The following is a 25,021-nucleotide window of genomic DNA, read 5'->3' as shown; positions in this document are numbered from 1 at the left end:
CGTGATGCTGCGGGGTGCGTCAGCGGGTGCTGCTCGCGCCACGACGGCGCAGACCGAAGAACACCGCACCGCCGCCGACGGCGACCAGGGCGATGGCGATACCGGCGATCAGGCCGGTGTTGGAGTTCGCACCGGTCTCGGCGAGGTTGGAGTCACCGGCGGCCGGGGACGGAGCGTTGCTCTCGACGGTCGCGGGAGCGGTGGTGCTCTCCGAGGCCGACGGGGTCGGGGTCGAGGACTCCTCGGCCGGCGGGGTGCTCTCCGGGGCCGACGGGGTCGCGGGCGGGGTGGGCGACTCGTCGGTCTTGCAGGCGGTCGCCGGGGTGGTCAGGTTCGGGGTGATGTCCTCACCCTTGTTCTTGAGGTAGCCGTTGGCCTCAACATGGATGCGGTACACCGCGTTGGGCTGCCAGTCCTCCTTGAAGGTGATGGTCGTACCCTTCTCGGAGCCCTTCACCGGCTGCTCGCCAACCTTGCGGGCGTCGGCGCCGTTCTCCTCCAGGAAGACGGAGACGGTGGCCTCGACCCCACTCGGGTCGATGTCAGTCACTGTGATGACGCCTTGCGTGCCGTCGCACTTGGCTTCGGCGGAGAAGTCACCGATCTTGCAGGCGAGCGCGTTGCTGGAGGCGCCGAGCACGATCGCGGTCGAGGCGGCGGCAACGCCGAAGAAACGCGCGGTGCGGCGGGATATGGGCAGAAATGCCACGTTCGTCCTTCACGGGATGCTCAAGTGCGGGGGGTTGAGGGGGTGGTGATGTGACATCACGTTCCCCAGGAGTCTCACAGGTCTATAAGCGCTGCATAAGCAGTGTCAACGCGTAGGAGGCTTCTGAGCGTTGGCTTTACCTTGTTATTAACCTATGAGACGTTTCAACATCGCCGGAGCCTCCTCGATCCGGTCAACCAGGGCGATTCGGGCCTCCATCGACCGCTCCCGCGCGAGCGCCCGGAGCAGCGGCCAGGTCGGCAGCTTGACCGTCCAGTGCGCCTCGTCCACGAGCACCATCGGGGTCGGTTCGCCGCGCGACTCGTAGTAGTTGGGCGTCGCGTTGTCGAAGATCTCCTGTACGGTCCCGGCGGCACCCGGCAGGAAGACCACGCCCGCGGTGGAGCGGGCGAGCAGGCCGTCCTCGCGGGTGGCGTTGGCGAAGTACTTGGCGATGTGCGAGGCGAAGGCGTTCGGCGGCTCGTGACCGTAGAACCAGGTCGGGATCCCCACCGAGAGGCCGCCCTTGGGCCACTGGGCGCGGACCTCGAAGGCGGCGCGGGCCCAGTCGGTGATCGAGGGCGTGAACGACGGTGCGCGGGCGAGGAGTTCGCAGGCCTTGTCGAGCATGGCGTCCTCGAAGGGGGCCGCGTAGGCGCCGAGGTTGGCCGCCTCCATCGCGCCCGGTCCGCCGCCGGTGGCCACGGTGAACCCGGCACGGGTCAGCTCCCGGCCGAGCCGCGCGGCACCGGCGTAGGCCTGTGTCCCGCGGGCCATCGCGTGACCGCCCATCACCCCCACGACCCTTGTGCCGCGCAGGAGTTCGTCGAGGGCGTCGGAGACGGCGTCGTCGTGGACGGAGCGCAGCATCGAGGCGAAGATGTCGCCGTCGGCCCTGGTGCGCTGGAACCAGGCGTAGGAGAGGGCGTCCGGAGTCTGCTCGTATCCCTTGTCGAGTCCGTCGAACAACTCGTCGGGGGAGTAGAGGAGTCCGCGGTACGGGTCGAAGGGCAGGTCCGGAACGGGCGGGAAGACGAGCGCGCCGTCCGCGCGGACCTTCGTCTCGGCGTCGGCGCGCATCCGGCAGCCGAGGAAGACCGCGCCCGCGGTGTCGTTGCCCAGCAACTCCCTTGTGCGGTCCGTCAGATCGACGGCCTGGACCCGGAATCCGGCGAGGGTGGAGCGGGCCGAGACGACCGCGTCGAACTCGTCGAGCGTCTCGATCTCACGGTCGTCGTGATGCGCCGCATGGGCGGGACTGGTCTGCACCCGCCCATGCTAAGCACGCCGTCGGCCGACTCCGGTCAGCCCTGGATCGCCGCCGGGTCCATCCACACGACCTCCCAGCTGTGGCCGTCGAGGTCGTCGAAGGAGCGGCCGTACATGAAGCCCTGGTCCTGGACGTCGTCGTTGGCCGTACCGCCGGCGGCGACCGCCTTCTCGACGAGTTCGTCCACCTTCGCGCGGCTCTCCGCGCTCAGACAGATCAGCACCTGGCTGGTCTTCGTCGCGTCCGCGATCTCCTTCTTGGTGAAGGTCGCGTAGAACGGCTTCGTGAGCAGCATCGCGACGATGGTGTCGCTGATCACGACGGAGGCCGCCTTGTCGTCGCTGAACTGCTCGTTGAGCGAGTAACCGAGCTCCGTGAAGAACTTCTTCGAGGCGTCGAGGTTGTTCACCGGCAGGTTCACGAAGATCATCTGCTGGTACTGGGTCGCGGTCATGGCGGTCTCTCCCTGTCGGATGCGTGCTGTTCGATGAGGTAGACCGGGGGCCCGGACGGAACTCATCGGCGGCGACGGATTTTTTTCAGTGCATCAGCGGAAGGGCCGCCAGCTCCGCCACGACCAGGGTCAGTGGGCCGAAGAGGCTCAGCAGGGCACCGGCGCGCAGGGCGGCAGCGCTGCGCAGCATCGTGGCGGGGGCGCCGAGGCGCACGAGCGCGGCCGTGGTGTCGGACCGGGCGTGCTTCGCCTCCACGGCGGCTGTGAGCAGGGTGGCCAGGGTGCAGCCGGTGACCAGGAGCAGGCCGAGCGTGGTCAGGGGGCCGAAGGTGGGACGGCTGGAGTCGTGCAGGGCGGCCATGGCGTACGCACCGGAGGCGACCGCGCAGACGATGCCGAGGGGGTGGCCGATACGGGTCGCCTCCGTCATCAGGATCCGGCCCGCGAGGAGCCGGAGCGCGCCGGGGCTCGCGGACTGGAGGAGACGGCCGCACAGATGGGTGAGGCCGGGGCCGGCGGTGGCGAGACCGACCGCGGTGAGGATCCAGCCGATCAGGACGGACGGGGTGCCGGTGAGACCGCCGGGGAGGGGGGTGGTCGGGGTGGCGCGGTTCGCGTACGCCTCCACGGCCAGGCCCGCGGCGAGGATGGTGATGCCCCAGGGGAGGCCTCGCGGGGACTCGTGGGGTGGAGCGGGGAGAGCGTCCGGGGCGGGCTGGTCTTCGTCGGCGGGGGGAGCCGCGGGGGCGGGCACAGGGCGGGTGAGCGGGCGGAAACGCGTACCGAAGCGGCCGTAGGTTCCGAAGGTCTCCTTGCCCGCCGTCCTGCCGTACGCGCCGAATCTGCCGTACGACCGTCGCGTCGACGTCGGCCGGTCGTCCCGGGGGCGCAGCACCAGCGCCACCGTCGTCGAGGCGATCGCCGGTACCAGGCCCAGCAGCGTCAGGGCGGCCGGTAGCGGGAGGGGGGAGTCCGCCGCCAGGAAGTCCGCGCCCGCGCCGTCGAAGGGCATGCCCGTCAGGTCGCCGCGCAGGTGGAGGAAGACGAGGAGGGCCAGCATCGAGCCCAGGACGCAGGACAGGGCTGTCGTCGTGGCCGATACGGCCATCAGACGGGCCGGGCCCAGGCCGATCGCGGCGAGGCCGGGGCGGGGGCGGGTGCCCGGGTCGGTGCGGGCCACCGCGAGGGCGAAGTGGACCGTGGCCGCAAGGGGGGTGAGGCACCAGGCGAGGCGGAGTGCCGCGCCCGTGGGGTCCTCGGGGTGGCTGATCGCGTGGCCGAGGGCGCACAGGAGGAGGAAGCCGGTGCCCGCCGAGGCCAGCGCCACCAGGAGGCGGCGCAGCTGTACGGCGGGGCGGGCGGCCCAGGTCAGACGGAGAGCGAGCACGCGGTGCGGCCTTCCGGGTCGGCCATCGGGGGCAGGTGCACGGTGTTGACCCGGCGTCCGTCCAGGAGCGTGACCGTGCGGTCGGCGAGGGCCGCGGTGTCGGCGTCGTGCGTCGCGAGGACCACCGTGATGCCGTGCGAGCGGGCGGCCGTGGTGAGCGTGCGCAGGACGTGGGCGCGGTCCGCCCGGTACAGCGGGGCCGTCGGCTCGTCCGCGAACAGCACCGACGGGGCCGGGGCGAGGGCGCGGGCGATGCAGACGCGCTGCCGCTCGGACTGGCGGAGTTCGTGCGGGCGTTTGCGGGTCCGGTCGCCGATGTCGAGGCGCTCCAGCCACTCCAGGGCGGCGACCTTGGCGCGCCGGCGGCTGGTGCCGCGCAGCATGAGGGGGAGGGCGGCGTTCTCCCAGGCGTTCAGCTCGGGGACCAGCGCCGGGGCCGGGTCGATCCAGCCGAAGCGGTCCCGGCGCAGCCGTTCGCGGGTCATCGGGCCCATCGTGTGGACGGGCACGCTGTTGAACCAGACCTCGCCCCGCTGGGCCGGGGTGAGCCCCGAGAGACAGCCGAGCAGGGTGGTCTTGCCGCTGCCGCGCGGGCCGGTCACGGCGAGGATCTCGCCCTCGCGCACACCCAGGGAGACGCCCTGGAGCGCGGGTGAGCCGTCGCGGTGGGTGAAGTGCAGGGAGCGTGCCCAGAGCACGTCGTTGTCCGGCGGAGCCTCCATGGGCGTACACCTCGTTCTGGTCCGTTGTGCCTTGCCATCCCCCGTGCGGGGGAACGAAAGCAGGGCCGATCGGTTACCAGGCACGCTAAGGAGGCGGGGGCGGGACGCCGTACAGCACACGGCCCGGGGTGCGCGCCTGTCACTCGGACGGGCGCACCCCGGGCCGTATAAGCCGCTGAATCGCTGGGAGGGGTTACAGCTTGGTCCAGGCCTCCGTGAGCGTCGCGCGCAGGATCTGCTCGATCTCGTCGAAGGTCTCCTGGTTGGAGATCAGCGGCGGGGCGAGCTGGACGACCGGGTCGCCGCGGTCGTCGGCACGGCAGTAGAGGCCGTTGTCGAAGAGGGCCTTGGAGAGGAAGCCGTACAGGACGCGCTCGGTCTCCTCGTCGTTGAAGGACTCCTTGGTCGTCTTGTCCTTGACCAGTTCGATGCCGTAGAAGAAGCCGTTGCCGCGGACGTCGCCGACGATCGGCAGGTCGTGGAGCTTCTCCAGGGTCGAGCGGAACGCGCCCTCGTGGTCGAGGACGTGCTGGTTGAGGCCCTCGCGCTCGAACAGGTCGAGGTTGGCGAGGCCGACGGCCGCGGAGACCGGGTGGCCGCCGAAGGTGTAGCCGTGCAGGAAGGTGTTGTCGCCCTTGTAGAACGGCTCGGCCAGGCGGTCGGAGATGATGCAGGCGCCGATCGGGGAGTAGCCCGAGGTCATGCCCTTGGCGCAGGTGATCATGTCCGGGACGTAGTCGAACTTGTCGCAGGCGAACATGGTGCCGAGGCGGCCGAAGGCGCAGATGACCTCGTCCGAGACCAGCAGGACGTCGTACTGGTCGCAGATCTCGCGCACGCGCTGGAAGTAGCCGGGCGGGGGCGGGAAGCAGCCGCCCGCGTTCTGGACCGGCTCCAGGAAGACCGCCGCGACCGTGTCCGGGCCCTCGAAGAGGATCTGCTGCTCGATCTGGTCGGCGGCCCAGCGGCCGAAGGCCTCCGGGTCGTCGCCGAAGAGCGGGGCGCGGTAGATGTTGGTGTTCGGGACCTTGTGCGCGCCGGGGACCAGCGGCTCGAAGGGGGCCTTGAGGCCCGGCAGACCGGTGATCGACAGGGCGCCCTGCGGGGTGCCGTGGTAGGCGACCGCGCGGGAGATCACCTTGTACTTGGTGGGCTTGCCGACCAGCTTGAAGTACTGCTTGGCGAGCTTCCAGGCGGTCTCCACCGCCTCGCCGCCGCCGGTGGTGAAGAAGACCTTGTTGAGGTCGCCGGGGGCGTGGTGCGCGAGGCGCTCCGCGAGTTCGACGGCCTTCGGGTGGGCGTAGGACCACACCGGGAAGAACGCCAGCTCCTGCGCCTGCTTGAAGGCGGTCTCGGCGAGTTCCGTGCGGCCGTGACCGGCCTGGACCACGAACAGGCCCGCGAGACCGTCGAGGTAGCGCTTGCCCTTGTCGTCGTAGATGTAGGTGCCCTCGCCCCGGACGATCGTGGGGACCGGGGAGTTCTCGTACGAGGACATGCGGGTGAAGTGCATCCACAGGTGGTCGTACGCGGTCTGGCTGAGGTCCTTGGTGCTCACGGTTATCGGGTCCTCACGGTTATCGGGTTCCCCACATGTAGGTCTGCTTCTTGAGCTTCAGGTAAACGAAGCTCTCGGTGGAGCGCACGCCGGGGATGGCCCGGATGCGGCGGTTGATGACCTCCAGCAGGTGGTCGTCGTCCTCGCAGACGATCTCCACCATCAGGTCGAAGGAGCCGGCGGTCATCACCACGTACTCACACTCGGACATGGAGGTCAGCGCGTCGGCCACGGACTCCACGTCGCCCTCGACGTGGATGCCGACCATCGCCTGGCGCCGGAAGCCCACGGTGAGCGGGTCCGTGACGGCGACGATCTGCATCACGCCCTGGTCGAGCAGCTTCTGGACGCGCTGGCGCACGGCCGCCTCGGACAGGCCGACGGCCTTGCCGATCGCGGCGTACGGGCGGCGGCCGTCCTCCTGGAGCTGTTCGATGATGGCGAGGGAGACGGCATCCAGATGCGGGGTGCCGTTCCTGGACTCGCGGACGACCCGTGAGTCCCTGGGGTCTGTGCTTCGACTGGCCACGACGTCACTGTGCACGACGTCTCGACACTTCCGCAAGGCCGTAGCAATGAAATCCGTTGTTTACGCTACGGAGACCTGCGGATTTCGCAGCCTTGGTGCGATCGGGGGTGTTGAAAACGTGGGCCGCCGGATTAGGGTGGGTGTCTCAGTCAGTGGACAGTTCCAACCCCTTCAGGAGGCCGGCAGTGAGCACCGAGCTGCGTCGTCTGCGCAACTACATCGACGGTGAGTTCCGGGACGCCGCCGACGGACGGACCACGGAGGTGGTCAACCCCGCGACCGGTGAGGCGTACGCGACCGCGCCGCTGTCCGGGCAGGCGGACGTGGACGCGGCGATGACCGCTGCCGCTGCCGCCTTCCCCGGCTGGCGTGACACCACCCCGGCCGAGCGGCAGAAGGCCCTCCTGAAGATCGCCGACGCGTTCGAGGAGCGCGCCGAGGAACTGATCGCGGCCGAGGTCGAGAACACCGGCAAGCCGATCGGGCTCACGCGGTCCGAGGAGATCCCGCCGATGGTCGACCAGATCCGGTTCTTCGCCGGTGCGGCGCGGATGCTGGAGGGCCGGTCCGCCGGTGAGTACATGGAGGGCCTGACCTCGATCGTCCGCCGTGAGCCGGTCGGGGTCTGCGCGCAGGTCGCGCCCTGGAACTACCCGATGATGATGGCCGTGTGGAAGTTCGCGCCGGCGATCGCGGCGGGCAACACGGTGGTTCTCAAGCCGTCGGACACGACTCCGGCGTCGACCGTTCTCATCGCGGAGATCATCGGCGGGATTCTGCCCAAGGGGGTCTTCAACGTCATCACCGGTGACCGGGACACGGGCCGTCTGATGGTCGAGCACCCGGTGCCGGCGATGGCCTCGATCACCGGGTCCGTGCGGGCCGGCATGTCCGTCGCCGAGTCCGCGTCCAAGGACCTCAAGCGGGTCCACTTGGAGCTGGGCGGCAAGGCTCCCGTCGTCGTCTTCGAGGACACCGACATCGCGAAGGCGGTGGAGGACATCTCCGTCGCCGGGTTCTTCAACGCCGGGCAGGACTGTACGGCGGCCACGCGCGTGCTCGTGCAGTCGTCCATCCACGACGAGTTCGTGGCGGCGCTCGCGAAGGCGGCGGCCGAGACGAAGACGGGCCAGCCGGACGACGAGGACGTGCTGTTCGGTCCTTTGAACAACCCGAACCAGCTCAAGCAGGTCACCGGGTTCATCGAGCGGCTGCCCGCGCACGCGAAGGTCGAGGCGGGCGGTCAGCGGGTCGGTGACAAGGGGTACTTCTACGCGCCGACCGTCGTGTCCGGGCTGAAGCAGGACGACGAGATCATCCAGAACGAGGTCTTCGGGCCGGTCATCACCGTGCAGTCCTTCTCCGACGAGGAGCAGGCCGTGGAGTGGGCCAACGGGGTCGACTACGCGCTCGCCTCCTCGGTGTGGACCAAGGACCACGGCCGGGCGATGCGGATGTCGAAGAAGCTGGACTTCGGGTGCGTGTGGATCAACACGCACATTCCGCTGGTCGCGGAGATGCCGCACGGCGGCTTCAAGAAGTCCGGCTACGGCAAGGACCTTTCGGGGTACGGGTTCGAGGACTACACGCGGATCAAGCATGTGATGACGTCGCTCGACGCGTAGTTCGGCTGCGGGTCGGGGGCGGGGCGGCTGGTCGCGCCCACGTGGCGGAGCCGCAAGTCGATGCAGCCCCGCGCCCCTCAGGGCGTTGCCGTGGCCCCGGAGGAGAGCGAACTCCCCTCCGGGGCTGCGGGTTTGTGTTCTAGGTGCGCGGCCTGCCGGGCCCGCAGGGCTTGAGGGCCGTCGGGAACTTCCTCGGGGTCGGGGTGGCTCTGTTCTTGTCGGGGACCGCCTGCACTCGCAGGGTGATCTCGTCGGCGCGGCCGCTGTGACCTGGGCCCGGCCACGCTGACCGCAGGCGTGTGCTGGTGGTCGGGGACCATGAGGAGCTCGCCGAGACGGTCGCCGGGGGCTGGGCCGCGAGGGGAGGGCGGTCGACCTGGCCTTCGACGGCCCGACCGCGCTGGAGCCCGCCGGGAGCAACGGCTACGACGTCGTCGTCCTCGACCGTGATCTGCCGGGGCTGCACGGCGACCGGGTGTGCCGGACGCTCGCCGCCGGCGGCAGTCGGGCATGGGTGCTGATGCTGACGGCTACCTCGACAACGTGATCGTCTTCGGGAAGGAGACGGGGATATCCGTCGACTACGTCGTGAACCTCACCGACAACGCCGTGTGGCACAACCTCCCGGAGGGGGAGGGGAGTTGGGTGCGGCTGTGGACGGGGCTCGACGCGTCGGGGCGGCCCGGGCTGCGGATCGAGAACAGCGGGCCGGTGATCCCGGCGGAGCAGGCGGAGCAGGCGGAGGGGGCCCTTCCAGCCGTTCCGGCGACTGGGCGGGCCGGAGCGGGCGCGGAAGCGGGACGCACTGGGGCTCGGCCTGTCGATCGTGGTGGCGGTGGTCGCCGCGCACGGCGGGCGGGCGGAAGTGCGGGGAGCGCTGGACGTGGACCGGTACGGGGGTGTCCTGCGGGGCGTCCGCGAGGAACGGTGAGCAGACGCCGCCGCGGGGGCGGCCGTGCAGGTTGTCGTAGCGGACGACGGAGACGGTGAGCGAGACGAGGTGCGGGTCGGTCAGGGGGCTGGACGAGATGGAGGTCGCGTTGCCTAGTGAGGGGCGACTCCCGGGAGAGGTTTCTGTGCGACGGCTGTCCGGGCCCCGGTGACCTGGGGGTGACCGCTCGACAGGGTGTCCGCCGCGCCCCGTTCGGGTGGACGCTGCGTCGATTGTCGCCGTACCGCCCCGGAGGGCATGCTGCGGCCATGCCCCTCACACCGAAGACGCCCCCGCCCTCCCGTAGGACCCTGCTGCGCGCGCTCGGTGGCGGGGCGGTGCTGGGGGGTCTCGCCGGGTGCGGGGTGCCCGCCGCGTACGTGTCCCCGGGCGACCGTGCCGTCACCGACCTCTCCGCCAGTGACAAGCGGCTGACCTGGGCAAACTGGCCGCTCTACATCGACACGGACGACGACGACTCGACGAAGCGGCCGACGCTGGACGCCTTCGAGGAGAAGACGGGGATATCCGTCGACTACGTCGAGGAGATCAACGACAACGACGAGTTCTTCGGCAAGATCAGCCCCGCGCTGATGAACCACCAGCAGACCGGCCGCGACCTGATCGTCATCAGCGACTGGATGTGCGCGCGGTTCGTCCGGCTGGGCTGGGTCCAGGAAATGGACCGGGCGAACCAGCCGAACGTCACCAAGTACCTTGACCCGCTGCTGCGTTCACCCGCCTTCGACCCCGGCCGCGAGTACACCGTGCCGTGGCAGTCGGGGATCACCGGCATCGCGTACAACCGCAGGAAGCTGGGCCGCGAGATCCGGCAGGTGAAGGACCTCTGGGCGAGCGACCTCAAGGGCCGGGTGACCCTTCTGTCCGGTCTCGACGAGGCCTTCGCGCTGCTGATGCAGGGCAACGGCGTCGACATCACGAAGTGGACCGCCGACGACTTCCACACAGTGTGCGACGAGGTCGAGACGTACGTCGGGAACGGGCAGATCCGCCGCTTCACCGGCAACGACTACACCAAGGACCTGGTCAGCGGGGACGTCCTGGCCTGCCAGGCGTACTCCGGCGACGTGATCCAGCTCCAGGCCGACAACCCCGACATCCGCTTCGTGGTGCCCGAGGAGGGCGCCGAGCTGTGGTCGGACTCCCTGATGATCCCCGACCGCGCCCTGCACAAGGCCAACGCCGAGCGGCTCGTCGACTACTACTACGAGCCCGAGGTCGCCGCCGAACTCGCCGCCTGGGTCAACTACGTCTGCCCCGTCCCCGCCGCCCAGGACGTCCTCGCGGCCTCCAAGGACGAGGACACCGCGGCCCTCGCCGAGAACCCACTGATCTTCCCCGACACCGGGATGCGGGGGCGCCTCGCCATCGCCCGCGACATCACGTCCACGGAACGGGTGGCGTTCGCGAAGCGGTGGAACGTGATCGTGGGGCTGTAGGCCTGTCCGTGGTCAAGGCGCCTGTCTCCAGCGGATGTCGTGCCCCGGGGCCAGCAGTGGAGGTGAGGTGTCGTCGGGGGGCGGGGGGAAGTCGGCCACGGCAAGGTCGACCTGTTCTTCGCAGTCCCGCCGCGCGCACTCGCAGGAGAAGGACAGCACGACGTCCGACGTGTTGCCGAGCGCCCGCGCCCACGGCCGGGTGAAGAAGGTCCGGTACTGGACGACGAAGGCACGGTTGGCGTGGCGGAGTAGCTGCCGCCGCTCCGACCGGCTCGTCGCCGAGGGCCCGTGGGCGAGCAGGTCGGCGAAGTGTTCCTCGACCTCTGTGACGACCTGCTCCGGACTCCGCGAACCGTCGACCACGACGACCCGCCCCCCCCGGACCGCCTCACCTCCGCCACGATCACCTCGCCCAGGTACTCGTAGAACTCCCTTACACCGGGGAGCAGTTCACGCTTGTCGAGGCGTGCGCGCCGTAACTCCGGGGTGGGCAGGAGCCACAGGGCCGGGCCGCTGCCGACCACCTCCGGCGTGATCGGTGTGCCTTCGGCGATCGTCAGCGGTGCGGGCGGCAGCGCCCGGAGGTCGTCCCGGATCATGGCGCCCCGTACGTGGTGCAGGGACATCGCGAGCCGGTCCTCCATGGGCGCCGACCAGCGGTCCGGGACCGGCGTCTCCTCGTACCGGAGGGCGGCCGGATGACCCGCGTCGACAGCCCGGTCGCGGTGCTCCCAGGTGCGGGCGTCGGCGTTGTACCACCGCAGTCCGTGGCGCCGGGCGAGAAGCCGGGCGACCGTGCTCTTGCCCGCCCCGGGCGGGCCGCCGAGCCACAGCACGGACGCGAGGCCGTCCGTCACCGGCGGCTCCCGTCGGGCGAGGGCGTCGGCCGCCAGCGCCAGCCGGAGGCACGCAGCGCCTCCGCACGATCGATGACGATCTCCTGGCGCACTCTCTTCTCCTCCTCGTCGTGGTAGGCCGCGGTGACGGTGTGCTGCCCGGGGTGCTTGCGGTAGAGCTCGCCCGGCTCGGGCTGCATCCACCCCCGGCTGACCGCCTCGCAGAACAGGAGGAGGGCGGCGTCCTCGAAGGCCGGGACGGCGGGCCAGCCGCCGACGAGACGTACCAGGTCGGTACGGGCGGTCAACGTGGTTCCCATCACCGGCAGTTCACCACGCCTGGCACCGTCCAGGAGCGCCCGCTCCGGCAGCGGGCCCCAGCCCGGATCGTACGGTCCCCGCTCCAGACGGCCGTCGGGGTGGAGGTCCAGGCACGGTGCGACCGTCCAGCCGAACTCCGGATGGGCCTCCAGAACCTCGATGTCGCGGGCCAGGGACATCTGGTCGGGCAGCAGATCGTCACAGTCGACGCAGCGCAGCAGCGTCCCGGTGGCACGCGCCAACCCCAGCGTGCGGGCCTGGGCGGCGCCACCCCAGCGGCCGGCGCCCTTGGAGATCCAGGGTGTATCCGGAACGGCGTCCAGCTGCCCGCACGTCCGCCCGTCCTCCTGCACCACCCACTCCAGCCGCCAGTCGGCGGGCAGCTTCTGTGTGCGCAGGCACTCGTACAGTTCGCGTAGGTAGACGTACCCGCCGTCGTGCACGGGCGTCAGAACAGTGATCGTCGGCATCAGGAGTCACAACGCGGACCAGGGGGACCCGGTTCAGCGAACGGCTCGGCCGGCCGAGCGGTCAACGTATGTAAGAGATCGGTGAGTTGACCCAGTGGTTGCAAGGGCGAAGGGCCCCTTTTGGGGTTCCATGACAGTGCGTTGAATCTGCTGTGCTGTCCTGTTTTCGGAGACTTTCCGGGGGAGGACGCACGTGATCGTGACCATGAGCAGTGAGGATCTGCCGGCCGCGGACCGCTTTCCGTGGTGGTGCGAGCAGATGGCCCAGGACATCGTCCCGTCGATGGTCAGCAGCCCGCACGTCGGCGACTTCCGGTCCACGGTGACCGTGGCGGAGCTGGGCCGGGTCCTGCTGACGACGATCGACTACCCGGAGCTGAGATCCGTGCGCTCGTCGGCCATGGTCCGCCGCTCGGACCCCGAGAGGTACGGACTCAGCCTCATCCTGGCGAACGACCTCTACATGGCCCAGCGGGACAACGAGGCCCGGCTGCACCCGGGGAACCTGCTGCTCCACGACACCTCCCAGCCCATGGACACCCGCGCCCTGCCCGGGACGGGCCGCGGCGAGATGGTGATGCTTCAAGTGCCCAGGTCCACCCTGCCGTTGCGTCCGGAGCGGCTGAACCCGTTGCTCGCGCAAGTGATCCCCGGAGGCACCGGGATGAGCGCCGTCTTCGCCCGCTACATCGTCAGCGTCGCCGGGGTCATCGGGCGGGGCGAGGTCGGCGAGCGCGAGGTCGAGCGGCTGGGGGAGGTGGCCCTCGACCTGGCCGCCGCGACCCTGGCCTCGTACATCGACGCCGAGGACCGGCTGAGTCCGGAGACCCGGCGTCAGGCGCTCCTCGCGCGGATCGAGGCGTTCGTCGAACTCAACCTGGCGGACCCGGAGTTGACCCCCGCGACGATCGCCGCCCACCACCACATATCGCTGGGCTATCTGCACCGGCTCTTCCAGCACCGCGAACGGACCGTCGCCGCCTGGATACGGCATCTGCGCATCGAGCGCGCCCGGGCCGACCTCGCCGATCCGCGGCTGCGCCACCATCCGGTGCACGCCCTCGGCGCCCGCTGGGGTTTCCCGCACGCGGCCGACTTCAACCGCGCCTTCCGCGCGGCGCACGGCGTGCCCCCGGGCGACTACCGCCGCCAGACCCTCGGGGCGGGCGCCGCGGCAGTGGACGTAGCGTCAATGAACCGGTGACGCTGCGCCAACGACGTCACCCCCTGCGCACTGACACCGTGTCCAACAGGTTCACGAACAGGAGTGCAGGATGAGTACGACAGTTCAGGCGACCACGGCACAGGTCCGTCAGGCGATGGTGAGCAACTGTCTCTGGGGGGTCCAGCACGAGGCCGACATCCACTACGCGGAGACGCGGCCCATGCCCGTCGGCATCGCCGTGCACCACCTCCCCTTCACCACCGACTGCTCCGGCTTCGCCACGCTCATGGCGAAGTGGAGCGGGGCCGGGGACCCGAACGGCTCGGGGTTCGACGGACAGGGGTACACCGGCACGATGCTCGGCCACTGCGAGCACATCACCGCGGCCGAGACCCAGCCCGGTGACTTCGTGGTCTTCGGACCCGGCGGGGGTGAGCACGTGGTGGTCCTCGTCGAGAGCGCGGCCAAGGGGCTGGGCGCGCTGTGCGTCTCCCACGGCCAGGAGAAGGGGCCGCTGAAGACCACGCTGCAGGACGAGGCGAACTCGCACGACAAGCCCCTCACTTACCTCCGGCTGCCCGGCGGCGGTACCGGCTCCCCGACTCCGCCGTCCTCGAACGGCAACCCGTACTGCCCGCTCGCCGTGGACGGTCAGTTCGGGGCGAACAGCACCAAGGCACTGCAGTGGGTGCTGAAGGTGACCCCCGACGGGCAGTTCGGGCCGAACACCAAGAAGGCTCTCCAGAGTCACCTCCATGTGCCGGTCGACGGTCAGGTCGGGCCTCAGACGATCAAGGCCCTCCAGGCGCACGTCGGTGTCACACAGGACGGGGTCTGGGGGCCGGACACCACGAAGGGGCTTCAGAAGGCGCTCAACGCGGGCCGCTTCTGAGGAAGGCGGGGGCCGGGGGGAGCGCGGGCGGGCGGGTGTTCCGGTGAGGGGAATGGTGTAACCGCTACACCATGGATTCGGGAATGGGCTTCCTCCGACCGAAGGACGGCTCCACCCACCCGCTCGCCCGCGCGAAGGCGTCCCTCTCTGACCTGCCGCCCTGGCCCTGAGTGCCGTAGAAACGCACTGCTGGGAGAGACTTCCGTCCGGACCATTGATTGTACCGACCGTTAGGTCTACGTTACGTCCGCGCCCCCCGACGGTCGACGGAAGGCCTCCCCATGTCCCAGACGAAGATCACTCCGCCGCAGGCGGACGACAGACCCCGATCCACCGCGCGGCATGTGCTCATCGTCGTCGCGCTGCTGTGGACGGTTCAGCTGGTGTCCCTCGTCGCCGCGCTGTCCGGCATCGCCCAGGCCGACGTCGCGATCCACTTCCAGACCACCCAGATCGCCTGGTTCACCCTGATGACCCTGCTGAGCGGCACCTTCTTCCTGCCGTTCATGGTCAAGGCCGCCGCGCTGTTCGGTAAGAAGCGCGTGCTGCTGATCGCGACCGGGCTGGGCTTCGTCGGCGACCTGATCGCCGCCGTCGCCACCGACTACCGCACCCTGCTGATCGGCCGGGCCGTCGCCGGGCTCTACGCGGCCACCATGCCGCTCGGATACGCGATCATCCGCGACATCCTGCCGCGCCGCTGGATCGGCCTCGCCAACGGGATCCTCGCCGGCGGTGTCGGCCTGGTCGCCTTCGGCGGGCCGTTCCTGGCGGGCTGGCTGCTGGACGACTACGGCTTCCGCGGGGTGCTGTGGTTCATGGCGGTCAGCACCGCGGTGAGCTTCGTCATGGTGGCCGTCTTCGTCCCCGAGAGCCCGGTCCGCCCGCTCGGCGGGCGGATGGACTGGATCGGCGGGATCCTGCTCGGCGCGGGCGTCACCCTCATCGTCTACGCCGTCGGCGAGGGGTCGCAATGGGGCTGGGGGAGCGGGAAGTTCGCCGGGTTCGTCGCGGGCGGGGTGGTCGCGCTGGTCGCCTTCGTGCTGGTCGAGCGCCGGGTCGCCGAACCGCTCTTCCCGCCGAGCATGACGCGTCGCCGTCCGGTGTGGACGGTCCTGCTGGCCACGTCGGTCGCGGCCGGTTCGCTCAGCGCGGTCGGTGTGGTGATCCAGATGCTGGTGCTGATGCCGGCGATCCCCCATGTCTCCGAGGGGCTGGGCTGGTCCGGCACCCACAACGCCATCGTCACCAGCCCGATCAGCGCGATGATCATCCTGGGGGCCGTGGGCACCGGGTGGATCGCCCGCAGGGTGGACGCCCGCCGGCTGCTCGCCCTCGGCTCGGCGCTCACCGTCGTCGGCTACGGCATCGGCACGCAGCTGCACCACAGCGGGCCGCAGATCGTGGGCATGGGGCTGATCGCGGGGCTCGGCACCGGCATGGTCGTCGCCGTCGTGCCCATCATGATCATCGAGGTGGTGTCGCCGCAGGAGCAGGCGCTCGCCAACGGGGCCCAGACCCTCGCGCAGGGCGTCGCCCAGATCGTCGTCTCCCAGCTGGCCTTCGTGGTCATGTCCCAGCACGGGGTCGTCCTCAAGGGCACGCAGTTCTACCTCGACGCGGGCTTCACCAACGGGCTCTGGCTCGTCGTCGGCTGCTGTGCGCTCGGCACGCTGCTCGTCACGCTGGTGCCGAGGAGCAAGCGGCTCGACGAGGCGGAGGTGGCCCAGGCGGCCTGACGCACACGGCCGGGCCCGACGGACGTACGGGCCCGGCGGACGCAGGGCTGCCGAGGGCCTGGCCGGCGGATCGGGCCGGGTGCAGGCGATGGTGCCGGCGGGTGCAGGTGAGCGGGGCTGGGTGGGCCTGGCTGCGAGGCGGATGAGACGTATCGATCAGCCGCTGCCGCTGCCGCTGCCGCTGCCGCTGCCGCTGCCGCTGCCGCGGCGGGCGAAGCGGAGCTTCGGCGACCGACGACAACGCGGTAGACGGGCGTGCCCAGCCCTGCGACGCCGGCAGGATCCGCCGGACACGCCCCCGGGGCATCCGGCTGCCGGTCGGGTGTCCCCTCGCGTGACTTTGCCAGCTCTTTGCAACCCGGGTCCGGTGCGGGTCGTCTCTTCGCTCGATCAACGCCACCGCCCGCCGGGTCACCGGTCGGGCGACCGATGAAAGAGAGAGCGACCCATGCGTCGAACCGGCCTCAGTGCCCTGGCCCTCGCGTGCACCGCCGTCCTGGCGAGCGCGATGCCCGCGTTCGCCGACGACTCCCCGAGCGCCGCCCCCACCGTCGCCGACTCCACGCAGGCGCCGAGCGAGGGCACCCAGCCGAGCGCGGTCCCGAGCAAGGTGCCCGACTCGGAGTTGGCGCCGAGCGTGGCCCCCTCCGACTCCCGGGACCAGGTCTCGGTCGTCCCCAGCGGAGCGCCCGACACCGGCGAGGCCCCGACCTCCTCGAACTCCTCCCAGGGCACGCTGATCGGCGGGGGCGCGGCGGCCGCCGTCGTCCTGGCCGGCGGCACGGTCGTGCTGCTCCGCCGCCGGCGGACGAACGAGGGATGACGGACTCCGGGCGGGCGCGGGGCGGAAGGGTGCGGCGGGGGCGGGCCGGCGCGGGCCGGCTTGCGGTCGCCGCACCGGACAGGGTGGCGGGGAGCGGCTCCGCCGTCCTCGCGAAACTCCCCGCGGAGCCGGACTCAAGCGGCGCGACCGGCCGTCGTGGCTCCGGCGCGGCAGGTCGTCGTAGCTCTCGTGCGGGCGGCCGTGTCCTCGTCGGCGTCGCACTGGCCGCGCTGCTCGTCGGCTGCGGCGGTTCGGGTGGCTCGGGCGGTTCGGTCGGCTCGGGTGACGGGCCCGCGGCCACGCGCGCCTCGGACGGGAGTTCCGCCGGTACGTCGTCCACCGCCAAGTCCGTTGCCGCGCTGGGGCGTTCGACGCCCGTCGCGCTGAAGGTACCGGCCATCGGGGTTGACACCCCGCTGATGACGCTCGGCCTCGAAAAGGACGGCACCGTGCAGGTGCCGCCGATCGTCGCGCACGACCGGGCCGGCTGGTACGAGCACTCGCCGACCCCCGGCCAGAAGGGCCCGTCGGTGATCCTCGGCCATGTCACCGTCGGCCCCTACGGCGACGGCGTCTTCCGGCGCCTCACGGAGCTGCGCGAGGGCGACGAGATCGTGACCCGCCTGAAGAACGGCAGGTCCGCGGTGTTCGCCGTCACCGAGGTGCGCACGGTCGCCAAGGCGGACTTCCCCACCGAGGAGGTCTACGGCGATGTCGACCGGCCGGAGCTCAGGCTCATCACCTGCGGCGGCGCCCGGACCGGCGACGGCTACCTCGACAACGTGATCGTCTTCGCGGCCCTGCGCTCCACCCGCCCCTGACGGCGTCCGCACCCCGGACCGGCGGGAACCCCGCCCGCCGGTCCGGGCTCTTCCTCCGCGTACGCCACCACCCTATGGAGAACGTTGAAACGGTCCCGCGAGAAGGCAGCGTCCGAACTGTTCGCCGCCCTCTACCCACGCCTCGCCGGCTGGTGCCGCCGGCTCGTCGACGACGACGGGACGGCCCACGAGATCGCCTCCGAGGCGTTCACCCGGCTCTGGGCCCGCTGGACGGCCGTGGAGGAACCCCGGGGTTTCCTCTACGTCACCGCCGCCAACCTGGTCCGCGACCACTGGCGCAAGCTGGAGCGCGAGCGCAGGGCGGTGCGCCGGGTCACCACCGAGGTCGCGGTCGCCCCGCATCCCGAGCAGTCGGACCCCTCGGTCCGGCTGCTCGTGCAGTCAATGCCCGAACGGCTGCGGGTGCCGATCCTGCTCCACTACTACGCTGACATGCCGATCCGGGATGTGGCCGTGCTGACCGGACGCAAGGAGGGCACCGTCAAGGCCGACCTGCACGCGGCCCGCGAACTGCTCCGCGCCCACCTGAGGAGAAGCCTTGATCACACACTCTGACGAGGGCCCGGACCCCGACGACGAACTCGCCGTCCTCCTGCGGCCCCCCGCCGAGTTCCTCGGCGCACCGCCCGGCCACTACGAGGCGATCCGCCGTGGCGCGTCCCGCCGCAAGGCGCTGCGCGCCGCCGTCGGTGCCGCCGCGACCTGCGCGGTCGCCGCCCTCGTCGTCCTGCCGCTGCGGCTCACGTCCTCCGACGGCCCCACCACTCCCACGATCCCGATGGCACCGCCCTCTGCGACCACCCCCGCACCCGACCGCTCGGCCACGCCGGTCCCGAGCGCCGTGCCCTCGAAGGCCCCTGGCCCCGACGACTCCACGCCGACCAGCCGCCCCCTCCTCCCCTCGGCCACCCCGTCCGACATGTCCTCGAACCAGGCCCCGGCTGTCGAGCCGTCGACGGTCCGCACGGAGGAGGGGGCACCCGGGGAGAGGTGACGCACACCACCGGAAACCTCTTTTGAACGTGTTCAATTACGGGCGTACGCTGCTGCCATGAGCGACAGAGCCGCCCAACTCAGGGACATCCGCGCATGGCTGGCCTTCTTCGTCGTCTGCCTGGTGCTCAGCGGCGCCACGGCCTTCCCCCTGGTCCACGAACTGCGCTGGACCGAGTCGCTGCTGGGCCACCTGCCCGCGCCGGACGCCTTCACGGACTGGATCACCCGCGTCCGCGAGGGCCTGGAGACGGCCGACAGCGACTACCCCTTCCTCCTCTACGGCACGGACTGGCTCGCCTTCGCCCATCTCGTCATCGCCGTCGCCTTCTACGGCCCCTACCGCGACCCCGTCCGCAACATCTGGGTCGTCGAGTTCGGGATGATCGCCTGCGCCGGCATCATCCCGCTCGCCCTGGTCTGCGGGCCGGTCCGGGGGATCCCGTTCTGGTGGAGCGTGATCGACATGTCGTTCGGGGTGTTCGGGGTGATCCCGCTGTATGTCGTACGGCGGAGGATCAAGCGGCTGGAGGCATCCGGCAACGCCCGGGCGGTCCCCGCTACTTGAGCGCGGCCGTGATGATCCGGGTGATGACCGGGTTCACGTCCTCGCTCTTCGCGTAGGTGGAGTTGACCGAGTAGACGACGGTGCGGCGGAGGTCGCGGGTGCCGGCGAGCGCGGAGTTGTAGCCGTACCGGCCGCCGGACTTGACCCAGTAGACCGTCCCGTCGATCTCGAAGCGCTGGAGGCCGCCCGCGGCGTAACTCGCGCCGGGGACGTCCCCTGGGACCGCGAACACCTCGCGCATCTGCGACCTCGGCACGATCCGGCCCCGGAACAGGGCGGTGAGCAGCCGTTCCAGATCCGCGGTCGTGGAGATCATGTCCCCGGCCGCGAACCGGTCCGCCTGGTTCCACTCGGTGACGTCCAGGAACTCGGTGGTCCCGTCGGCCCGTTCGACCTTCTCGTAGCCGAGGTTGTGCGGGCCGCGGATGCGGGGGTCGGTGCCGGGGAAGTAGGTGTCCCGCATCCCGGCCGGCGTGAGCACCAGCCGGCGCGCCTCGGAGGCGTACGGCCGCCCGGTCACCTTCTCGATCAGCAGGCCGAGGAACGTGTAGTTGGTGTTGGCGTAGTCCTCCTGGCTCCCGGGACGGAACTTCGGCTCCCGCGCGCCCGCCGACAGGGCGACCTGCTGCGGGGTCAGGGTGTCGAAGCGGTGCGCGTACAGCTCCTCGAACGTGTCGCCGAGGGTGTCGCCGCCCGGGATCCCGCTCGTGTGCGTGAGCAACTGCCGTACGGTGACCGGCCGGAACCGCCGGCCGAGGTAGCCGGGCAGGTAGTACTGGATCGGCGCGCGCAGATCGATCCGCCCCTCGGCCACCAGGCACAGCACCGCCGACCCCGTCACCACCTTCGTCGTCGACCCGGCCCGGAACCGCGCCCCCGCGAGCGCGGGGCGGCCGCTCGCCAGGTTGTGCACGCCCGCACTGCCGCGCCAGACGCCGTCCCGCCCGCCGACCCGCACCAGCGCCGCCGTGGCGTCCGCGTTCGGGAGCCCGGCGATCGCCGTACGCAGGGCGTCGGTGTCCGGGCCGGAGGCGGTGCGTGCCTGGGCCGCCGGGGCCGGCAGGGCGGCGGCCAGGGGGACGGCGAGGGTCCCGGTGAGGATGCCTCTGCGACGGATGTCACGCATGCGTGGACTCCTGGGGATGTGGGATGTGTGTGATCATCCTGCGGGGTCGCCGCGACGGCGGGATCGTCGGCGAGGAGGGCCCCGACCCTGGTGGGCCCCTGAGCAACTCCAGCTCTCGGCAACGGAGTTGTCGGGGAATCCACCTAGGGGCTCACCGGGGCGAAAAACTGTTATCGCGGAGCCCTTCACTCCGTCTCCACTCGCGAAGGGGCACCGGCCGGAAGGACGACGTGGACACACGGCAGTGGCGGGACACCATCTCGGCCGCGCGGGCCGGCGACCGGCAGGCGCTGGACGAACTGGTCGAGGGCTGGCTGCCGCTGGTCTACAACGTCGTCGGCCGCGCCCTGAACGGTCACGCCGACGTCGACGACGTCGTCCAGGAGACCATGCTGCGGGCCGTCGACAACATCGGCAGCCTGCGCGACCCGGACAGCTTCCGGTCCTGGCTGGTCGCCATCGCCATGCGCCAGATACGGGACCGGGCCCGCCGCAGGAAACCCGCCCCGCTGGACGAGTCGGCCGCCGGCGAGTCCGCCGACTTCGCCGAACTCACCGTCCTCAGACTCCAGTTGGAGGGGCAGCGGCGGGAGGTCGCGGAGGCGGTGCGCTGGCTCGACGACGAGGACCGGCAACTGCTGTCGCTGTGGTGGCTGGAGGTCGCGGGCGACCTCACCCGCCGGGAACTCGCCGCCGCCGTCGGCATCAGCCGCCAGCACGCCGCCGTGCGCGTCCAGCGGGTCAAGGAGCGCCTGGAGACCTCCCGCGGTATCGTCCGCGCCCTCGACGGCGCCTGCCCCGACCTGCGCGAACTCACCGCCCGCTGGGGCGGCCGCCCCGACTCCGTCTGGCGCAAGCGGCTCGCCCGGCACATCCGCGGCTGCGGCTACTGCGGCGACACCCGCGAGTCCGTCGTACCGGCGGAGCGCCTCCTGGTCGGCATCGCGCTCGTCCCGGTGCCCGTCGGCTTCACCCTCTCGCTGGCCCTCGGCGGCAAGACGGCGGCGGCCGCCACCGCGACGGCCGCGTCCGTGGGCTGGACCGCCAAGGTGATGAGCGCCCTCACCCAGCCCGTCGTCGCGGCCACCGCGGGCGCGACCATCGTCGCGGGCGGCGCCTACGTCGTCACCCAGACCCCGGACGCCCCGCCGCCCCGCGCCGCGATCACCCCCACGGCGGCGAGCACGTACCGGCCCCCCGCCCCGTCGGCCCCGCCGTCGACCTCCTCGCCAACGCCCTCCCCCTCACCCACGCCGACCCCGAAGAGGACTGCCCTCTACGGCAGTGTCGTGGACGCCGTCGACAGGGCGCCCGCCCCCGGCACCCCGCCCGCCGCGCTTCCGCACCGGCCCGAGACCGGCGTCACCAGCACGGGCGGGGCGCATGCCGTCATGAACCACCGCGGGGACGCCGTCACGCTCACCGGCGAGGGCTACGTCCTGGTGCGCTGGCAGATCTCCCCGCAGTACCGGTCCGGCACCCTGGTCATGCCCTCCTGGACCGGCCTCAAGGGCAAGCTCTTCCACGTGGCCTCCGGTGGCGGCCGCCGTATGGACGACCCGGTCAGCGCCACCGACCCCACCGCGACCGGGATGGGCAACTCCACGGTCGGCTATGCCGTGCCGCCCGCCGGGACCCAGCAGATGTGGCAGAACGAGTACTTCTACCTCGACGGCAGCGTCACGCTCACCGTCAACGAACGCGGCGCCGACTACGGCCTGAGCGTCTTCCCCTCCACCTGGGAGGCCGCGGAGAAGGACATCACCACCGGCCCCGCACAGGGCGCCGGACGCTACGGCCTGGTCCGTGACACCGGCGGCGACGACACCCCCGTCCCGCAGTACCTCACCCGCGCGACCCCGGCCGACCCCGCGACCGTCCCTCAGGCGTCCCGCGTGTAGCGGTCCTGCGCGGCCAGCACCTCGTCGCCGTGGTCGTGGGCCCAGGTGCCGAAGGCGCCGATCGGGGCGAGCAACGTCCGCCCCAGGGCGGTGAGTCCGTACTCGACCCGGGGTGGCGAGCCGCCGTACGCGCGCCGTTCGACCAGGCCGTTGGACTCCAGGCGGCGCAGGGCCTCGGTCAGCACCTTCTGGCTGATGCCGCCGATGTGCGTGCGCAGGTCGCCGGGGCGTCTCGGGCCGTCCTTCAACGCCCAGATCACCACCGGGTTCCAGGTGTTGGCCACGAGGTCGAAGGCGAGCCGGGTGCGGCAGTCGGCGAGGAAGGCGAGGTCACGGGTCACGTACCGAATGGTGCCTGAGCGGGTTCCTACTGTCGTGGCAGATGTCGTGGCAGGTGTCTTGGCGGATGCGGGAGGCAGTGTGCGGATCGGGATTCTCGGCAACGGCGGGATGGCGGACGCGCTCGGGACGCAGTGGCGGCGGGCCGGGCACGAGGTGGTGAGCGGGAGCCGCTCGGGCGGGCTGCGGGAGGCGGCGGAGCACGGGGCGGACGCGGTGCTGCTCGCGGTGCCGTACGAGGTGGTCGTCGATGTGGTGGGAGGGCTCGAAGAGGCCCTGCGCGGGCGGGTGTTGATCGACTGCACCAACCCGGTGGGGCCGGGGTTCCGACTGCTGACGGCGGGCGGTCCGGCGGCCGCCGAGCGCATCGCCGCGGCCGCGCCCACGGCACGGGTCGTGAAGGCCTTCAACCTCTGCCACGAGGACGTCTGGCGCCTCACCCCACCGGTCTTCGACGGCCGCCCCCTCGCGGTCCCGCTGTGCGGCGACGACCAGGAGGCCCTGTCCGTCGTACGACACCTCGTATGCGACCTCGGCTGCGAGCCGCTGAACGCCGGGGCACTGGAACAGTCCGGGCTGCTGGAGTCCACGGCCGCACTGCTGATCCGGCTGTGGGTGGGGGAGGGAGCGGACGCCCAGGCGATCTCACCGCCACGGGACTTCTCGGGGGCGCGGGGCTAGGGCCTGTCCGGCGGATCATGCCGGCGTCGCGGGGCTGGGCACGCCCTCCCCCACTGCCTCAAGGGCGTGGGAGGTGCCCCCAGCGGCGTTGTCGTCGGTCGCCGACTCCCCCACGCTCGAACAACCTCGCGCGGGGGCACCCCCATCGCGTCGCCCGCCGCGGTAGCGGCTGATCGGCACGGCTCCTCCGCCTTGCAGCCGAACGCCCCCCCACGCTCGGCTTCGCTCGCGCGGGAGGGGCCCCCACCGCCCCGCTCACCTGCGCTGATTGGCACCGCTTCTTGCAGCCGGCCTGATCCGCCGGACAGGCCTAGGGGGCGGCGCTGGGAGTCGGCCTTGCGGTCGCGCTCGATCGGGCGTGGCGCCGGGGGCGGGCTCGGGGTCGTGCACGATCGGTGTGGCGGCAGGAGTCGGCCTTGGGGGCGCGCGTGACTGGCTCGGGCGGCGGCGGGCGCCCCGCGTTCGCGTCTCCGGGCCGCCAAGCGGGCCTGGTGAAGTCGGCCGTGGTTCGGCGGCGCCGGCAAGGTGCGCGAGGAACTGCGCGACCAGCCACGACGGCGCCGCAGCCGAACGACGGCACAATGCGGCACATCCAGCGGAGCGCTTAGCCGCCGTTGCGCAGGGCGCACAGTACGTCCACCCTGTTCGTCGTCATCGAGTCGACGCCCAGGGCGGCCAGGCGGCGCATCGAGCGGCGGGTGTCCGGGGTCCAGGCCGAGATGAGGTAGCCGTCGGCGTGGATGCGGTCGGCGAGGGGGCGGTCGAGGAGGCCGAAGCGGTAGTTGAGCCAGCGAGGGCGTACCGCGTCGAGGAGGGCGGGGCGGGGCGGGGCCGACGACGTCCAGGTGAGGGCGATCTCGGCCGCCGGGTCCGCGGCGCGTACCGCGAGCATCGCCCGGGCGTCCGCGCAGTAGTACACCCGGTCCGCCGCACCCGCCTCGCGGACCACGTCCACGATCCGGCGGGCCACCCGCACCTCGGACGTGCCCGGCAGGTCGAGCATCAGCCGGGTGTCCTCGGTGGCGTCCAGGGCTTCCGCCAGTGTCGGGACCTTCCCGTCCGACAGACCGCGCACCTCCGCCGCCGACAGGGAGAGCAGCGGACGGTCGTGCCCCCACAGCCGCTTCAGTGTCTCGTCGTGCAGCAGGACCGGGACGCCGTCCCTGGTGAGCCGAACGTCGACCTCGACCGCGTCCGCGCCCAGGGCGAGCGCGGCACGCAGCGAGTCGATCGTGTTCTCACGGACGCGGTAGGGGTCGCCGCGATGCGCCACGGCGGTCAGCTTCTGCATGCGCCCATTGTGGTGGGGTCAGGGCGCGAGCCACGAGGCGGTGTACGTGTCGATCTCCTCGCGGATCCGCGCCTTGCCGGGCTCGTCGAGGAACGACACGTCGACCGCGTTCTTCGCCAGCTCCGCGAGACCCCGCTCGTCGAGGTCGAGGAGACGGGCGGCGACCGCGTACTCGTTGTTCAGGTCCGTGCCGAACATCGGCGGGTCGTCGGAGTTGATCGTGACGACGATCCCCGCCTTCACGAACTCCTTGATCGGGTGCTCGTCGAGGGTGCTGACCGCCCGGGTCGCGATGTTGGACGTCGGGCACACCTCCAGCGGGATGCGCGCCTCCGCGAGATGCGTGAGCAGCTTCGGGTCCCGGAAGGAGTTCGTGCCGTGGCCGATGC

General features: G+C 71.4%; 25 protein-coding genes and 2 pseudogenes. 14 read left to right on the top strand and 13 right to left on the bottom strand.

All coding sequences use genetic code 11. From position 1 onward, the window contains the following. Positions 1-19: 19 nt before the first annotated feature. The 7 genes from ABZ896_RS34040 to ABZ896_RS34010 form a co-directional block, all read right to left on the bottom strand. Positions 20-709 (bottom strand): LAETG motif-containing sortase-dependent surface protein, encoded by a 690-nt coding sequence (locus tag ABZ896_RS34040; protein ID WP_360937475.1) that lies wholly within the window; start codon positions 707-709, stop codon positions 20-22. A gap of 147 nt (positions 710-856) precedes the next feature. Then, positions 857-1,978, bottom strand: coding sequence for a Rossmann fold nucleotide-binding protein (locus ABZ896_RS34035; protein ID WP_360937473.1), 1,122 nt, complete (start codon positions 1,976-1,978; stop codon positions 857-859). A 35-nt stretch (positions 1,979-2,013) separates the two neighbouring features. Further along, positions 2,014-2,433, bottom strand: coding sequence for a VOC family protein (locus ABZ896_RS34030; RefSeq protein WP_360937471.1), 420 nt, complete (start codon positions 2,431-2,433; stop codon positions 2,014-2,016). An 85-nt stretch (positions 2,434-2,518) separates the two neighbouring features. Beyond that, on the bottom strand, positions 2,519-3,820 hold the full coding sequence (locus ABZ896_RS34025) for a hypothetical protein (protein ID WP_360937469.1): 1,302 nt from the start codon (positions 3,818-3,820) through the stop codon (positions 2,519-2,521). Then, positions 3,802-4,542: an ATP-binding cassette domain-containing protein gene (locus tag ABZ896_RS34020; protein ID WP_360937467.1), complete on the bottom strand. Its 741-nt coding sequence runs from the start codon at positions 4,540-4,542 to the stop codon at positions 3,802-3,804. The genes ABZ896_RS34025 and ABZ896_RS34020 overlap by 19 nt, the downstream gene beginning before the upstream one ends. Positions 4,543-4,735: 193 nt before the next feature. Next, on the bottom strand, positions 4,736-6,100 hold the full coding sequence (locus tag ABZ896_RS34015) for an aspartate aminotransferase family protein (protein ID WP_360937465.1): 1,365 nt from the start codon (positions 6,098-6,100) through the stop codon (positions 4,736-4,738). 19 nt (positions 6,101-6,119) lie between these two features. Continuing rightward, on the bottom strand, positions 6,120-6,644 hold the full coding sequence (locus ABZ896_RS34010; RefSeq protein ID WP_360937463.1) for an Lrp/AsnC family transcriptional regulator: 525 nt from the start codon (positions 6,642-6,644) through the stop codon (positions 6,120-6,122). A gap of 170 nt (positions 6,645-6,814) precedes the next feature. On the opposite strand from ABZ896_RS34010, the gene ABZ896_RS34005 reads away from it, so the two are divergent. From ABZ896_RS34005 to ABZ896_RS33995, 3 genes and pseudogenes are all read left to right on the top strand, one after another. After that, complete coding sequence (locus ABZ896_RS34005) at positions 6,815-8,254, top strand: gamma-aminobutyraldehyde dehydrogenase (protein WP_360937461.1); 1,440 nt, start codon at positions 6,815-6,817, stop codon at positions 8,252-8,254. Between the two features lie 299 nt (positions 8,255-8,553). Beyond that, positions 8,554-8,792, top strand: a pseudogene (locus ABZ896_RS34000) (response regulator); the annotation flags it as partial. Positions 8,793-9,454: 662 nt separating this feature from the next. Then, on the top strand, positions 9,455-10,645 hold the full coding sequence (locus ABZ896_RS33995) for a spermidine/putrescine ABC transporter substrate-binding protein (protein WP_360937459.1): 1,191 nt from the start codon (positions 9,455-9,457) through the stop codon (positions 10,643-10,645). 12 nt (positions 10,646-10,657) lie between these two features. Here the strand turns inward: ABZ896_RS33995 and ABZ896_RS33990 are convergent, their stop codons facing one another. Further along, on the bottom strand, positions 10,658-11,008 hold the full coding sequence (locus ABZ896_RS33990; RefSeq protein WP_360937457.1) for a hypothetical protein: 351 nt from the start codon (positions 11,006-11,008) through the stop codon (positions 10,658-10,660). A gap of 93 nt (positions 11,009-11,101) precedes the next feature. Here ABZ896_RS33990 and ABZ896_RS33985 point away from each other — a divergent pair, with 93 nt between their 5' ends. Continuing rightward, positions 11,102-11,347 (top strand): hypothetical protein, encoded by a 246-nt coding sequence (locus tag ABZ896_RS33985; protein WP_360937455.1) that lies wholly within the window; start codon positions 11,102-11,104, stop codon positions 11,345-11,347. Between the two features lie 151 nt (positions 11,348-11,498). On the opposite strand, the gene ABZ896_RS33980 is transcribed toward ABZ896_RS33985, so the two are convergent. Then, on the bottom strand, positions 11,499-12,272 hold the full coding sequence (locus ABZ896_RS33980) for a GltA (protein WP_360937453.1): 774 nt from the start codon (positions 12,270-12,272) through the stop codon (positions 11,499-11,501). A gap of 205 nt (positions 12,273-12,477) precedes the next feature. On the opposite strand from ABZ896_RS33980, the gene ABZ896_RS33975 reads away from it, so the two are divergent. The 8 genes from ABZ896_RS33975 to ABZ896_RS33940 all read left to right on the top strand — a co-directional run bounded on the left by ABZ896_RS33975 (position 12,478) and on the right by ABZ896_RS33940 (position 19,294). Beyond that, entirely contained in the window at positions 12,478-13,476 is a 999-nt protein-coding gene (locus tag ABZ896_RS33975) for a helix-turn-helix domain-containing protein (RefSeq protein WP_360937451.1), read from the top strand. Between the two features lie 70 nt (positions 13,477-13,546). Further along, complete coding sequence (locus tag ABZ896_RS33970) at positions 13,547-14,329, top strand: peptidoglycan-binding domain-containing protein (protein WP_360937449.1); 783 nt, start codon at positions 13,547-13,549, stop codon at positions 14,327-14,329. A gap of 281 nt (positions 14,330-14,610) precedes the next feature. Next, complete coding sequence (locus ABZ896_RS33965; RefSeq protein ID WP_360937447.1) at positions 14,611-16,068, top strand: MFS transporter; 1,458 nt, start codon at positions 14,611-14,613, stop codon at positions 16,066-16,068. Positions 16,069-16,516: 448 nt separating this feature from the next. Beyond that, positions 16,517-16,891, top strand: coding sequence for an MYXO-CTERM sorting domain-containing protein (locus tag ABZ896_RS33960; RefSeq protein ID WP_360937445.1), 375 nt, complete (start codon positions 16,517-16,519; stop codon positions 16,889-16,891). Between the two features lie 221 nt (positions 16,892-17,112). Beyond that, positions 17,113-17,712 carry a class F sortase gene (locus ABZ896_RS33955; protein ID WP_360937497.1) on the top strand — a complete coding sequence of 200 codons (600 nt, stop codon included), beginning with the start codon at positions 17,113-17,115 and terminating at the stop codon, positions 17,710-17,712. A gap of 84 nt (positions 17,713-17,796) precedes the next feature. Next, on the top strand, positions 17,797-18,288 hold the full coding sequence (locus ABZ896_RS33950; RefSeq protein WP_360937443.1) for an RNA polymerase sigma factor: 492 nt from the start codon (positions 17,797-17,799) through the stop codon (positions 18,286-18,288). Then, positions 18,272-18,727, top strand: a complete 456-nt coding sequence (locus ABZ896_RS33945; protein WP_360937441.1) for a hypothetical protein — start codon at positions 18,272-18,274, stop codon at positions 18,725-18,727. The genes ABZ896_RS33950 and ABZ896_RS33945 overlap by 17 nt, the downstream gene beginning before the upstream one ends. A 57-nt stretch (positions 18,728-18,784) precedes the next feature. Continuing rightward, positions 18,785-19,294, top strand: coding sequence for a hypothetical protein (locus tag ABZ896_RS33940; protein WP_360937439.1), 510 nt, complete (start codon positions 18,785-18,787; stop codon positions 19,292-19,294). On the opposite strand, the gene ABZ896_RS33935 is transcribed toward ABZ896_RS33940, so the two are convergent. Continuing rightward, on the bottom strand, positions 19,287-20,420 hold the full coding sequence (locus ABZ896_RS33935; RefSeq protein ID WP_360937437.1) for a serine hydrolase domain-containing protein: 1,134 nt from the start codon (positions 20,418-20,420) through the stop codon (positions 19,287-19,289). The genes ABZ896_RS33940 and ABZ896_RS33935 overlap by 8 nt on opposite strands. 230 nt (positions 20,421-20,650) lie before the next feature. Here ABZ896_RS33935 and ABZ896_RS33930 point away from each other — a divergent pair, with 230 nt between their 5' ends. Next, positions 20,651-22,321: a sigma-70 family RNA polymerase sigma factor gene (locus tag ABZ896_RS33930; protein WP_360937435.1), complete on the top strand. Its 1,671-nt coding sequence runs from the start codon at positions 20,651-20,653 to the stop codon at positions 22,319-22,321. Here ABZ896_RS33930 and ABZ896_RS33925 read toward each other — a convergent pair. After that, positions 22,303-22,662 carry a helix-turn-helix domain-containing protein gene (locus ABZ896_RS33925; protein WP_360937433.1) on the bottom strand — a complete coding sequence of 120 codons (360 nt, stop codon included), beginning with the start codon at positions 22,660-22,662 and terminating at the stop codon, positions 22,303-22,305. The two genes, ABZ896_RS33930 and ABZ896_RS33925, sit on opposite strands and share 19 nt — an antisense overlap. Positions 22,663-22,741: 79 nt before the next feature. On the opposite strand from ABZ896_RS33925, the gene ABZ896_RS33920 reads away from it, so the two are divergent. Then, on the top strand, positions 22,742-23,341 hold the full coding sequence (locus tag ABZ896_RS33920; RefSeq protein ID WP_360937431.1) for an NAD(P)-binding domain-containing protein: 600 nt from the start codon (positions 22,742-22,744) through the stop codon (positions 23,339-23,341). 604 nt (positions 23,342-23,945) lie between these two features. Here ABZ896_RS33920 and ABZ896_RS33915 read toward each other — a convergent pair. Next, positions 23,946-24,632, bottom strand: a complete 687-nt coding sequence (locus tag ABZ896_RS33915) for a glycerophosphodiester phosphodiesterase (protein WP_360937429.1) — start codon at positions 24,630-24,632, stop codon at positions 23,946-23,948. 18 nt (positions 24,633-24,650) lie between these two features. Then, positions 24,651-25,021: pseudogene (locus tag ABZ896_RS33910) on the bottom strand (adenosine deaminase); the annotation flags it as partial.

The organism is Streptomyces sp. NPDC047072 (genome assembly GCF_040643855.1).
In the GTDB taxonomy this organism is placed as follows: domain Bacteria; phylum Actinomycetota; class Actinomycetes; order Streptomycetales; family Streptomycetaceae; genus Streptomyces.
Note: the sequence above shows the minus strand (reverse complement) of the source record. Positions and strands in the feature narration are given on the sequence as shown.

Coding starts and splice junctions, on each gene's coding strand:
- ABZ896_RS33995 (WP_360937459.1), top strand. CDS start 9,455: ATGCCCCTCACACCGAAGACGCCCCCGCCCTCCCGTAGGACCCTGCTG.
- ABZ896_RS33935 (WP_360937437.1), bottom strand. CDS start 20,420: ATGCGTGACATCCGTCGCAGAGGCATCCTCACCGGGACCCTCGCCGTC.
- ABZ896_RS33980 (WP_360937453.1), bottom strand. CDS start 12,272: ATGCCGACGATCACTGTTCTGACGCCCGTGCACGACGGCGGGTACGTC.
- ABZ896_RS33915 (WP_360937429.1), bottom strand. CDS start 24,632: ATGCAGAAGCTGACCGCCGTGGCGCATCGCGGCGACCCCTACCGCGTC.
- ABZ896_RS33965 (WP_360937447.1), top strand. CDS start 14,611: ATGTCCCAGACGAAGATCACTCCGCCGCAGGCGGACGACAGACCCCGA.
- ABZ896_RS33960 (WP_360937445.1), top strand. CDS start 16,517: ATGCGTCGAACCGGCCTCAGTGCCCTGGCCCTCGCGTGCACCGCCGTC.
- ABZ896_RS33940 (WP_360937439.1), top strand. CDS start 18,785: ATGAGCGACAGAGCCGCCCAACTCAGGGACATCCGCGCATGGCTGGCC.
- ABZ896_RS33970 (WP_360937449.1), top strand. CDS start 13,547: ATGAGTACGACAGTTCAGGCGACCACGGCACAGGTCCGTCAGGCGATG.
- ABZ896_RS34020 (WP_360937467.1), bottom strand. CDS start 4,542: ATGGAGGCTCCGCCGGACAACGACGTGCTCTGGGCACGCTCCCTGCAC.
- ABZ896_RS33975 (WP_360937451.1), top strand. CDS start 12,478: ATGAGCAGTGAGGATCTGCCGGCCGCGGACCGCTTTCCGTGGTGGTGC.
- ABZ896_RS34030 (WP_360937471.1), bottom strand. CDS start 2,433: ATGACCGCGACCCAGTACCAGCAGATGATCTTCGTGAACCTGCCGGTG.